Annotated in this window: 7 protein-coding genes and 2 pseudogenes; 4 read left to right on the top strand and 5 right to left on the bottom strand. The window is 66.6% G+C overall.

Going from position 1 to position 11,538, the window contains the following annotated elements; genetic code table 11:
• Positions 1-160 precede the first annotated feature (160 nt).
• Both AC1DYX_RS21000 and AC1DYX_RS20995 read right to left on the bottom strand, forming a co-directional pair.
• The gene (locus tag AC1DYX_RS21000) at positions 161-1,315 is read right to left on the bottom strand and encodes a xanthine dehydrogenase family protein molybdopterin-binding subunit (protein ID WP_477262392.1); all 1,155 of its coding nucleotides are present in this window, start codon (positions 1,313-1,315) and stop codon (positions 161-163) included.
• 316 nt (positions 1,316-1,631) lie between these two features.
• A pseudogene (locus AC1DYX_RS20995) lies at positions 1,632-3,707 on the bottom strand (bifunctional diguanylate cyclase/phosphodiesterase); the annotation flags it as partial.
• 674 nt (positions 3,708-4,381) lie between these two features.
• Between AC1DYX_RS20995 and AC1DYX_RS20990 the strand changes: the two are divergent.
• Positions 4,382-4,888 carry a DUF1993 domain-containing protein gene (locus AC1DYX_RS20990; protein ID WP_477262390.1) on the top strand — a complete coding sequence of 169 codons (507 nt, stop codon included), beginning with the start codon at positions 4,382-4,384 and terminating at the stop codon, positions 4,886-4,888.
• A 199-nt stretch (positions 4,889-5,087) separates the two neighbouring features.
• Here AC1DYX_RS20990 and AC1DYX_RS20985 read toward each other — a convergent pair whose 3' ends face one another.
• A complete protein-coding gene (locus AC1DYX_RS20985) occupies positions 5,088-5,291 on the bottom strand; it encodes a DUF1289 domain-containing protein (protein ID WP_477262388.1) in 204 nt (67 codons plus the stop codon).
• Positions 5,292-5,307: 16 nt separating this feature from the next.
• Entirely contained in the window at positions 5,308-5,877 is a 570-nt protein-coding gene (locus tag AC1DYX_RS20980) for a DUF1415 domain-containing protein (RefSeq protein WP_477262386.1), read from the bottom strand.
• A gap of 440 nt (positions 5,878-6,317) precedes the next feature.
• Between AC1DYX_RS20980 and AC1DYX_RS20975 the strand changes: the two genes are divergently transcribed.
• Both AC1DYX_RS20975 and AC1DYX_RS20970 read left to right on the top strand, forming a co-directional pair.
• Complete coding sequence (locus AC1DYX_RS20975) at positions 6,318-7,685, top strand: transglycosylase SLT domain-containing protein (protein WP_477262384.1); 1,368 nt, start codon at positions 6,318-6,320, stop codon at positions 7,683-7,685.
• A 518-nt stretch (positions 7,686-8,203) separates the two neighbouring features.
• On the top strand, positions 8,204-9,751 hold the full coding sequence (locus tag AC1DYX_RS20970) for a DEAD/DEAH box helicase (RefSeq protein WP_477262382.1): 1,548 nt from the start codon (positions 8,204-8,206) through the stop codon (positions 9,749-9,751).
• A gap of 53 nt (positions 9,752-9,804) precedes the next feature.
• On the opposite strand, the gene senA is transcribed toward AC1DYX_RS20970, so the two are convergent.
• Entirely contained in the window at positions 9,805-11,019 is a 1,215-nt protein-coding gene (gene senA, locus AC1DYX_RS20965; RefSeq protein ID WP_477262380.1) for a selenoneine synthase SenA, read from the bottom strand.
• Positions 11,020-11,060: 41 nt separating this feature from the next.
• On the opposite strand from senA, the pseudogene AC1DYX_RS20960 reads away from it, so the two are divergent.
• Positions 11,061-11,538 (top strand): annotated as a pseudogene (locus tag AC1DYX_RS20960) (selenoneine biosynthesis selenosugar synthase SenB); the annotation flags it as partial.

The following is an 11,538-nucleotide window of genomic DNA, read 5'->3' as shown; positions in this document are numbered from 1 at the left end:
GGCATGGGCCTTGCAGCCCATACCCCGCCACTTTGCGGTGCCTTGGGCTACCGCTTGATGCATCACGCACCAACCAGGCAAAAAGCAGGAAAAAGAACAAAAAGCTTGACGGGTCAATACATATCAGGGTGGGCACCCCGTGCCCACCATGCCCCCGCGGTCACGCCAACCGCAACGGCAAACTGCGCAACCGCTGCCCCGTCAATCTGAACACGGCATTCGCCACGGCCGGCGCGACCGGCGGTACGGCCGGTTCGCCCATCCCTTCCGGCGGTGCCGCGCTCGGCATGATGATGGTCTCGACCGCGGGCGCCTGCGCCATCCGCACTACCGGATAATCGGCGAAGTTCGACTGCTGCGGTTGTCCGTTCGCGAATGTGATCTCGCCGCCGAGCGCGGCCGACAGGCCGAACACGACGCCGGATTCGACCTGTTGCGCGACGATGTTCGGATTCACGACGAGCCCGCAGTCGACGGCGCACACGACGCGGTGCACGCGGATCTCGCCCTGCTCCACGGATACCTCGGCCACCTGCGCGACGACCGTGCCGAACGACTGGTGCACGGCGAGGCCGTGCGCGCGACCTTCCGGCGCCGTGCCGGCCCGCGCCAGCGCGGCGTCCAGTACGGCCAGGTGGCGCGGCTGACCGGCCAGCTGCGCGCGACGCCACGCGGCCGGATCCTGGTTCGCGGCATGGGCCAGTTCATCCGCGAAGCTCTCCTTGAAGAACGCATTGTGCGAGTGGCCGACCGAGCGCCAGTAGCCGAGCGGCACGGCKCTGTCGACGGCCACGTGGCGGCAGCGCCGGTTGGCGATCGCGTACTGCATGTCGTACTCGTCCTCGGCCGTCGACTTGTCCGGTCCGACGCCGGGCAGACCGAGGTTGCGCGGATAGTATTGACCGGTGACGGCGCCGCTGGCCAGCCGGCTGTCCCACGCGAGCACCTTGCCGTCCGCGCCCAGGCGCGCCGTATAGCGTCCCAGCGCGGCCGGGCGATAGACGTCATGGGCGATGTCGTCCTCGCGCGTCCAGATCAGCTGCACCGGCCGGCCGCCCGTCTTCATGGCCACGGCGACGGCCTGCGCCACCATGTCCGTCTCCAGCCGCCGGCCGAAGCCGCCGCCCAGCATGGTCACGTGGATCGTCACGTCGTCGCGCCCGACGCCGGCCACCTGCGCCGCCATGTCCACCGCGATGCTCGGCACCTGCGTGGGCGCCCACAGCGTCACCCTGCCGTCCAGGACCTGCGCCGTGCAGTTCTGCGGTTCCATCGTCGCATGCGCGAGGAACGGCACACGGTATTCGGCGTGCACGGTGCGCGCGTCCTTCAGTTCCGGGGCGTCCTGGCTGCCGGACTCGAAGTACGCATGGCCCGTCTCTTCGCCCAGCGCATTCGCCAGGCCCGCCAGCACCGACTCGCTGGACAGCGCGGCGTGCGGACTCGCGGTCCACCGCACGGGCAGCGCCTGCGCGGCCTGGCGCGCCTGCCACCAGCCTTTGGCGACAACCGCGACGCCCGCGCCCGCACCGGCATGCGGCGCCAGCACGGACGACAGGTCGACGACCTTCACCAAGCTGGCCGATGAAGCCGATGTCCTCGGCCAGCGGAATGAAGCGCGCCGGCGGCACCTGGCCCAATTCCGCGCTGCGCCAGCGCACGAGGGCCTCGACGCCGGTCAGGCGGCCCGTGTCGATCTCGACCTGGGGCTGGTAGTGCAGGTGGATCTCGCCGCGTTCGATCGCGCGCCGCAGCAGGCTTTCCATGCGCAGGCGCCCGGCGCTGTCGCCGTCCATCGACGGCGCGTACAACTGGTAGCCGTTGCGCCCGCGCGCCTTGGCCTGGTACATCGCCACGTCGGCATTGCGGATCAGGACATTCATGTCGACGGCGTCCTGCGGGAACAGGCTGATACCGACGCTGCCCGTGACGAACAGTTCGTAGTCGGACACGACGACGGGCCGCTCGAACAGCCGCATCAGCTTTTCCGCCACGTGGCGCGCGCCGTGCGCGCCGTCGACGTCCTCGAGCAGCACGATGAATTCGTCGCCGCCCAGGCGCGCCAGCGTGTCGCCGTCGCGCAGGCACCCGGCCAGCTGTCCCGCGACCTGCTTCAGGAGCTCGTCGCCGACGTGGTGGCCGAGCGTGTCGTTGACGGTCTTGAAGCGGTCGAGATCGATGAACATCACGGCCAGCTGGCGGTTGGCGCGCGCCGAGCGCACCATCGCGTGCTGCAGGCGGTCGTGGAACAGCAGGCGGTTCGGCAGGCCCGTGAGCGGGTCATGGTGGGCCAGGTGATCGAGCTTGTCCTGCGACTCCCTGCCCCTGGTGATGTCGCTGAACACGCAGACATAATGCGTGACGGCGTCGTGGTCGTCGCGCACGGCCGACACGGTCAGCCACTCGAGATAGGTCTCGCCGTTCCTGCGCCGGTTGCGCAGTTCGCCGCGCCAGATTCCCGTCTTCGCCAGGTCGGCCCACAACGCCTCGTGGAAGACGCCGTCGCCGTCGCTCGTCCTGCGCGTCAGGTTCGAATGCGTGCCGACGGCTTCGCGCTCCGTATAGCCCGTGATCTGCGTGAAGGCGGGATTCGTGGCGACGATCCGGCCGTGCACGTCGATCACCATCACGCCGTCGGCGATGTGTTCCAGCACGGTGGCGGACAGGCGCAGCTTTTCCTCGGCCTGGCGCCGCTGGGTGACGTCGGCGTAGACCCAGATGCTGCCGTCGTCCGGATGCTCGGGATCGAGGGCGCGGCCGCTGACGCTGCACCAGAACAGGCTGCCGTCGCGGCGCCGGAACTGCCGTTCGTCGGCGAAGTCGGCGCCGCGCGCCAGCACGGGGTCCGCCGCGTCGAGGCCCTGGCGGTAATCCTCGACGGTCGGGAACAGCACGCCGATCGAATCGCCCGGCAACTCACCCTCGCCGTACCCGAACAACTCGTCGAAGCGGCGGTTGGTCGACACGACGCGCCGCTCGCGCACGTAGATGATGCCGAACATGACGTTGTCCAGCACGGCCCCCTGTTCGGCGAGCAGCCCCTCGATACGCATCTCGTTGTATTTGCGCTCGCTGATGTCGGAGATGATCCCGTCGATCCAGAATGCGTCATTGCCCTCGAATCCGACCGGCTGGCCGCTCTCCAGCACCCAGCGCTCGATGCCGGCGGCGTCGACGATGCGGTATTCGATCTCGTACGGCCGCACGGCCAGCACGGCGTCCCTGACCAGGTGCCGCTGCATCCTGYGGTCCTCCGGGCAGATGACGTCGGCCCAGCGGTCGGTATGCGCGCCGATGAACGTCGTGGCCGGGTAGCCGGAGATGTCTTCGATCGCATCGCTGACGAAGTCGATCGTCCCGCCGGGACGGGCGCGGAACACGGCGCCGGGCACCTGCGTGACGATGGTGCGGAAGCGTTCCTCGCGCCGGCCGATGTCCTGGAACAGGTCGCCGATCGCGATGCGCATGCGCTCCAGCTGCCCGCCGAGCCGCCCCAGCTCGTCGTTCGTGGACAGCGCCAGCGGCGTATCGAACTTGCCGCGCGACAGGCGGTCGGAAAAGGACATCAACGTGCCCAGCGGCGCCAGCAGGCGGCGCCGCAACAGCAGCAGGATCGACAGCAGCGACACGATCAGCTGCACGGCCAGCACCAGCGCATAGCGCCACTGCTTGGCGCGCAGAGCCTGCTGGCTGCGGCTGTCGTCCATGTCGACCGTCACGTGGCCGATCGCCTGGCCGTGCACCACGACCTCGCGCCCGGCGCGCAGTACCTGGCCGGCGGGGGCCGGCGTGGCGTGCCGGTCGATGAAATCGCCCTCGGCCTGTGCATGCACGCGCACGCGCACGACGGCCGGGTCGCGCATCAGCGAATCGACGAGCGAGCGGGCCGCCTCCACGTTCATGTTCCACAGCGATTCCTGCATCCCGAGCGCGAGGATGTCGGCGTTGCGCTGCAGCGTGTCGTCCAGCTCGCGGCGCGCAACCTCCCGTTCCTGCACGCCGATCAGCAGATAGCCGCCCACGCCGGCCGGAATCGCCAGGCCGCCGAACACCATCACGAGCAGCGCGGCGTACAGCGAGCGGCCGTATAGCCTGGCAAGGCGTACGGGGCAGCGCGGACGAAACGACTCGGGGCAGGAAGGCCATGGACGAATACGCTGCCGGCCCAGCTTGTGACTGGATGGCAACCATTGTGACAAATCAATGCGTGGGCTTGTGCGGAGATTATGCACGCAACATTTGCCATGCGTCATAATTTTTCGTGTGCGTGCCGGTCCATGAGCGATAACCGTTACCGGGCCGCCACGCCGAATTGCGGAGGGCCGCAAGCGGCATCGTTGCAGGCTTGCTATCATCGAGCTCTTTCTTCAAGGAGCACACGATGAGCATTTCCCTGTACACGGCCTCGGTACCCGTCTTCCGCCAGATCCTGGGCAGCCTGGCGGCCATCCTGGCGAAGGCCGAGTCGCACGTCGATACGAAGAAGCTGGATCCGAACGCCCTGCTGCAGGCGCGGCTGTTCCCCGACATGTTCCCGCTCGTGCGCCAGGTGCAACTCGCGACGGACTTCGCCAAGGGCGCGGCAGCACGCCTGGCCGGCATCGACGTGCCGCGCTATGACGACGTGGAGACGGATTTCGCGGGCCTGCAGGCCCGGCTGGAAAAGACGCTGGCCTTCCTGGACAGCGTGGAACGCGAGGCGGTCGACGCCGGCGGCGAGCGCGACATTGTTATCGGCACGGGCGCCAACCAGCGCCAATTCAAGGGACAGGTCTATTTATTGCACTACGCCCTGCCGAATTTCTATTTCCACGCCACGACGGCCTATGACATCCTGCGCCATAACGGCCTGGAGATCGGCAAGCGCGATTTCGTCGGCACCTTCTGATAAATCGCAATTCGGGGTCAGAGCACGAATTTCCGAAAATTCGGGGTCAGAGCACTTTTTTGCGCAATAGCTCAAAAGACACTTTTAACAGAGGTCGGCCGTGTAAACACGCGATGTCCGACTCTATATAGGTGGAGCAGGCTCGCCGAAGCATCTCCAGGGCAATGGCGCATTAATGTGCTCTGACCCCGAATTTTGGTCAGGTGTTGCGGCGGGGATAGCCCTGCGCGAGGATCCGCTGCCACACGACTTCCTTCTGCCCGGCCGTCATCGATACCCAGTGCGCCACCTCGACGACGGTCCGGCCGCAGCCGCGGCAGACTTCGTCGAACGTGGTGGAGCAGACGGCCACGCAGGGCGTGTCGGGGCGCTGCGGGAGCGCCCCGACAGGCCGCTGCGGCAAGGGCACGCCTTGCGCATCAACGAGCGGGGCCGACATCGAGCTTGTCCCAGCCTTCATGGCCGAGCTGTTCCATGGTGTCGATATTCTTCTCGAAGATCTCGGCCGCGTCCGGGATGGCGTCCACCGCGCGGTCGATGCTGTCCTCGCGCAGCAGCTGCAACGTGGGGTAAGGCGCGCGGTTCGTGTAATTCGAGATGTCGTTCGGGTCCGTGTCGGCGAACTGATAGTCCGGATGGAAGCTGGCGATCTGTAGCTCGCCGTCCAGGCTCAGGTCTTCCACGGCCGCGTCGGCCACGTCGAGGAATTCATTGAAGTCCAGGAAATCCTGCAGGACGTACGGGTGGATCAGCAACGTGGTGTCGATCTGTTCCGGATCGGTGTCGGCCAGCAGCTGCAGCTCGTCCATCAGCGCATCCAGCAGCGACTCGGGCGTGTGCGCCTGCGAGACGACGTAGCGGACCTGGTCCTTGACTTGCACCGCTTTGGCGAACGGACAAAGGTTCAGGCCGATGACGGCGCGATCGACCCAGCGCCGGGTGGCGGCGACGATGGCTTCATCGTCCACGTTCTCGTTGGCAGTGCTCATGTAACGCTTTCGGAAATTACAAACCGCATGCGCGGAAGACGGTCATTGTACGCGCTCTTTGCGTGCTCTCATAGAACGTCCGGCGACTCCAGCTACCTTGACAGCCAGGACGGCTGCATCTGGTATTACCCGCCGGTCCATCGCGCTCGCATACCAATTTGACAATGCACGGGCGCTGGAGGTGCCGGCTCGCCCGCCATGTCCATCTGGTACACCCGGGGGTATATCAAAAATCCTTGATTTTCCTCAGGCAAATTCTGGTCTTGCGAAACCATACCCCCATGAAAGCCGTCACAACCAAAGCACGCGTTAGCAAAAAGAATAGCCAAGATTTTTTGTAACTGAGCCGACATAATTCTTGACTGGCGCCGTAACTGGTCCGTACACTCCGACTTTACTCGTCAGTCCTTTGCCGTTCCTGGACGCAACACTGGAAAGCTATGAACGAAACGACTCGCTCCACTTACGCCCTGGCCATCGCGCTCCTCCTGGGACCCGCGATCAGCCACGCCGCCGACAGCGCCCCGAGCCCGATCGCCCAAAGCAGTGGCACCAGCGCGGCCGCCGTGGCCAAATCGATCCTGCCGCAGGCCCTGACCCCGGTCAAAGCCGACGACTACAAGGATCCCGACCTGTGGGCCCGCATCCGCAGCGGCTATGCGATTCCCGACATCGACAACGCCCTCGTCGCCAAGCACGTACAGTGGTATGCCAGCCGTCCCGACTACCTGACCCGCACCTCCAGCCGCGCCTCGCTGTACCTGTACCACGTTGTGCAGGAACTGGAAAAGCGCGGCATGCCGACCGAGCTCGCGCTGCTTCCCGTGATCGAATCCGCGTTCAATCCGCAGGCGCTGTCGACCGCCGACGCGGCCGGCATCTGGCAATTCGTGCCGGGCACGGGACGCGACTTCAATCTGCAGCAGAACATGTTCAAGGACGAGCGCCGCGGCGTGCTCGCTTCCACGGACGCCGCCCTCACCTACCTGCAGCGCCTGTACACGATGTTCGGCGACTGGCAACTGGCCCTCGCCGCCTATAACTGGGGCGAAGGCAATGTGCAGAAGGCGATCCAGAAGAACCGCGCGCTGGGCAAGCCGACGGATTTCGAAAGCCTGTCCGAACTGATGCCGGCCGAGACCCGCAACTACGTGCCGAAGCTGCAGGCCGTCAAGAACATCATCGCCAACCCGGCCCAGTACGGCGTCTCGCTGCCGACGATCGACAACACGCCTTATTTCGTGGCCGTCGACAAGACGTCCGACATCGACCTGGCCGTGGCCGCCCAGCTGGCCGAGATGTCGGTCGACGAATTCAAGGCACTGAACCCGCAATTCAAGAAGCCGGTAATCACCGGCGAATCGACGAAGATCCTGCTGCCGAAGGAAAATGCCGAGAAGTTCAACCTGAACCTCGCGCAATGGGGCCGCGCGCTGTCGTCCTGGACGACGCACAAGATCACGTCCGCCCGCGAAAGCATCGCCTCGCTGGCGGCCAAGCTGGGCACGACACCGGAAGTGATCCGCCAGGCCAACAACATCCCGCCGCAGATGCGCCTGAAGGCCGGCTCGACCATCCTCGTGCCGAAAACCACCGCCACGGCCGGCAACGACATCGCCGAGAGCATCGTCGAGAACGCGTCGATGGCGCTGGAAGCCGACCGCGGCGAATCGCGCCGCAAGGGCCAGAAGCTGTCCGGCGCCCAGCGCATCAAGGCCAGCGCGGCCCATGCCGTGGCCGAGATCAAGAGCCGCGTGTCGCATCATGGCAAGCCGGCCGTCAACGCCAACGGCCGCAAGCGCCGCTGATCGTATCATTTTGACCACGCGACGGGCTCACAGCCCGTCCGCTTGCGCACATCTTGACGAGTACCGTGCACGCTCTTCAAAAGTACGGTATAGTGTCGGTTGTGCGCTGCAATAAACGTGTTTGCGTTATCCGCCACGGCAGTTCACCAACAGTAGGACACCTAGAAAAACCGTCGCGAGCGGCAGCAGATTTGGTGGCAGACGCCGAGTCCGAGAAGCGCAGCTGTACGAGAGTACAGCGAGCATCGTAGACCGAATATGCAACGCGCAGCAGGTTTTTCGACGTGCCCGGTAATACTAGCAGCTTCGCAAGCCTAGACATCCACGAAGGATGTCCTTTCATAAAGCCCTCCCGCCCTGCGTGCCGCCATAGGCACCGTCCCGGCGCAAAGCTTTTGTGCCGAAATTTCTTTCGTTTTTTGAGTCATTTCGTATCGTTGGCTCGCGATGCTATTCCGCGTTCCGCTTGTTCGATGGCGTGGACGCTCACCGATTTATACCGAAAGTAAAGTTAAACAATGAGTTTTGAAGCACTAGGCTTACACGCGTCCATCGTCAAAGCAGTTGCCCAGGCCGGCTACGAAAAGCCGACCCCGGTGCAGGAGCAGGCGGTGCCGGCGGCAATCGCGGGCCGCGACCTGCTGGTGTCGTCGCAGACCGGTTCCGGCAAGACGGCGGCCTTCATGCTGCCCGCCCTGAACAAATTCGCCAACACGGAACCGGCTGCGGCCAGCCGTACGCCCGCGCAGGAAGCGCAATCGGCGCGCTCGCGTGGCGAGCGTGTGCGGTTCAAGGCGGCCCAGCCGAAGATGCTGGTCCTGACGCCGACCCGCGAACTGGCCCTGCAGGTGACCAATGCGACCGAACAGTATACGGCGTTCATGCGCCGCATCCGGGCCGTTTCGATCCTGGGCGGCATGCCGTATCCGAAGCAGATGCAACTGCTGGCCAAGAATCCGGAAATCCTCGTGGCCACGCCGGGCCGCCTGATCGACCACATGGAATCGGGCAAGATCGACTTCTCGCAGCTCGAGATCCTCGTGCTCGACGAAGCCGACCGCATGCTCGACATGGGCTTTATCGAAGACATCGAGAAGATCGTCGCCGCGACGCCGGACTCGCGCCAGACCATGCTGTTCTCGGCCACGCTGGATGGCGTCGTCGGCAACATGGCGCGCCGCATCACGAAGGATCCGATGGTGATCCAGATCGCCAGCGGCGCCAAGCGCCACGAGAACATCACGCAGAAGGTGCACTTCGTCGACGACCTGTCGCACAAGAACCGCCTGCTCGACCATCTGCTGCGCGATGAAACCATGGACCAGGCCGTCGTGTTTACCGCCACCAAGCGTGACGCCGACATGATCGCCGACCGCCTGAACATCGCCGGCTTCGCGGCCGCCGCGCTGCACGGCGACATGCACCAGGGCGCCCGCAACCGCACGCTGGACAGCATGCGCCGCGGCCAGGTGCGCGTGCTCGTCGCAACCGACGTCGCCGCGCGCGGCATCGACGTGCCGGCGATCACCCATGTGGTGAACTACGACCTGCCGAAGTTCCCGGAAGACTACGTGCACCGCATCGGCCGCACGGGCCGCGCCGGCCGCAACGGTATCGCGGTTTCGCTCGTGAACCACGCGGAAAGCATGAACGTGCGCCGCATCGAACGCTTCACCAAGCAGACCATCCCGGTCGATGTGGTGGAAGGCTTCGAACCCAAGCGTTCGGCAGCACCCCGTTCGGGCGCGCGTCCGGGCTGGAAGCCGGGCGATGGTCGCAACGGCAAGCCGGGCCAGCGCAGCTTCCACAAGCCGGCCGGTGAAGGCTACCGCGGCGGCGAGTCCGGCGGCCCGCGCGAAGGCGGTTACCGCGGCGACGCACCCCGTCGCGAAGGCGGCTACGAAGGCCAGCGCCGCGACGCCGCACCGCGCGGTGACGGCGGCTACCAGGGCCAGCGTCGCGAGGGCGGTTACCGCAGCGAAGGCGGCCAGCGCCGTGAGCGCCCGGCCTACGGCGCCCATCCGCGCTCGGCCGACGCGGCCCGCCGCACGTTCGGCGACCGCTGATCGTCCGCAGGCATGAACAAACCCCCGGCCCCGCAAGGCGCCGGGGTTTTATTTTATGGCGCGCAGCTGCGGAAACCGGCGAAGATGTCGTCCCGCTCCGGCGTATAGAAATTGCGGAAGCGCGTCGAGCGCAGCCGCGCCGGCGTCGCGAACGAGGCGCCGCGCAGCGTCTGGCGCGTGCCGAACCACGGCGTCGAATAGTCGCGGTAGCGGTCGGCCTCGAAGCCGGCAAAGGGCAGGAACGGGGACGCCGTCCATTCCCACAACTGGCCCCACGCGAAGCCCGGCAGGTTGGTCGCCGCCGCGTATTCCCATTCGTCTTCCGTCGGCAGGCGCCGCCCCGCCCAGGCGCACCAGGCCTGCGCTTCGTACAGGTTCACGTGGCGCACCGGTTCCGCGAGGTCGAGGGCGACCGGCCGGCCGAAGCGCACGGTGTGCCACTCGTCGCCTTCGCGCGCCCAGTAGCGCGGCGCCGAGCGCTCCTGCGTCATGAGCCAGGTGCGGCCGGCGTCCGTCCAGTATTGCGCCCGCTCGTAGCCGCCGTCGTGCACGAAGTCGAGAAAGCTCGCCGTGCTTACGGGCGCCGCGTCGATGGCGAACGGCGCGACCTTCACGACGGCCGCGCACTTTTCGTTGTCGAACACGAAGCCGGACGACTGGTCGCCGCCGCGCAGGAAGCTGCCGCTGGAGAAAGCGATCTCGCCGGCAACGCCCGCGGCCCCGGCATGTGCGTACGGCGCCAGCGGCCCGGCCGGCGCGGGGGCGCCGCGCGACTGCAGCGTCTGCAAGGTGTACATGAATGCTTCGCCATGCATGTCCTCGTGCGCCAGCGCGAGACGGTACGGATACAGCGCCGCGTCGTCGCCGGCTTCGTGCGCGAGGCGGTCGAGGATGCGGTCGAGCACTTCGTGGCAATAGGTCTTGACGGCGCCCGACGGGGGCAGGTCCAGCGTCCAGCGCGCGCCATGCGGGACGGTGCCCGAATCGAACCAGTCGTCGCCGCGCGCCAGCAGCGAATGGCCGGAAGCGGCGCCCGGCCGGCTGTCGGTCGCGCCGCGCAGCACGAACCACTCGGCGAACCATGCCACATGGCCCAGCTCCCACAGCGGCGGATTCACGATGGGCAGGCGCGGCACGCGTGCCGCGTCATCGTAGCCCATTGTTGCGAGGGCGTCGAACAGTGCGAGCGTATAATGCCGCGCATCCTGCAGCGCGGCGGCCAGCTCCCGGGGTCCCGCGTGGCGGAACGATACCTGATTGACGGTCATGCATCATTGTACGACCAATTCCGGCTCCCAATCCGACCCGCATGCCCCATCCACTCATCCATATCGTCAGCCCCGCGTCCGCGCGCGAAAACAACGGCAACTGGCAGACCGCGAGCCGCTGGCGGCGCCACCTGGCGCGCGATTATCGCGTCACGATCGGCCCCGGATGGCAGCCGGGAGACCCGGTACCCGACCTGCTCATCGCCCTGCACGCGCGCCGCTCGGCCGCCCCGCTGGCCGCATTCCACGCCGCGTATCCGGGGCGGCCGGCGCTGCTCGTGATGACGGGCACGGATCTCTACCGCGACATCCACGACGACGACGCGGCGCGCGCTTCGCTCGACCGCGCCGGTGCCCTCGTCGTGCTGCAACCGCGCGGCCTGGACGAGCTGCCGGCGGACGTGCGCGGGAAGGCCCATGTGATCTACCAGTCGGCCCCGCGCCTGCGCCGCGCACGCACGCGCGCGGGCGTGCCGCCCGACATCGCCATGATCGGCCACCTGCGCGAGGAAAAGGATC

This window comes from Massilia sp. P2_C2, from assembly GCF_056404615.1.
The sequence above is the reverse complement of the archived record's forward strand: the minus strand, read 5'-3'. Positions and strand labels throughout refer to the sequence as shown.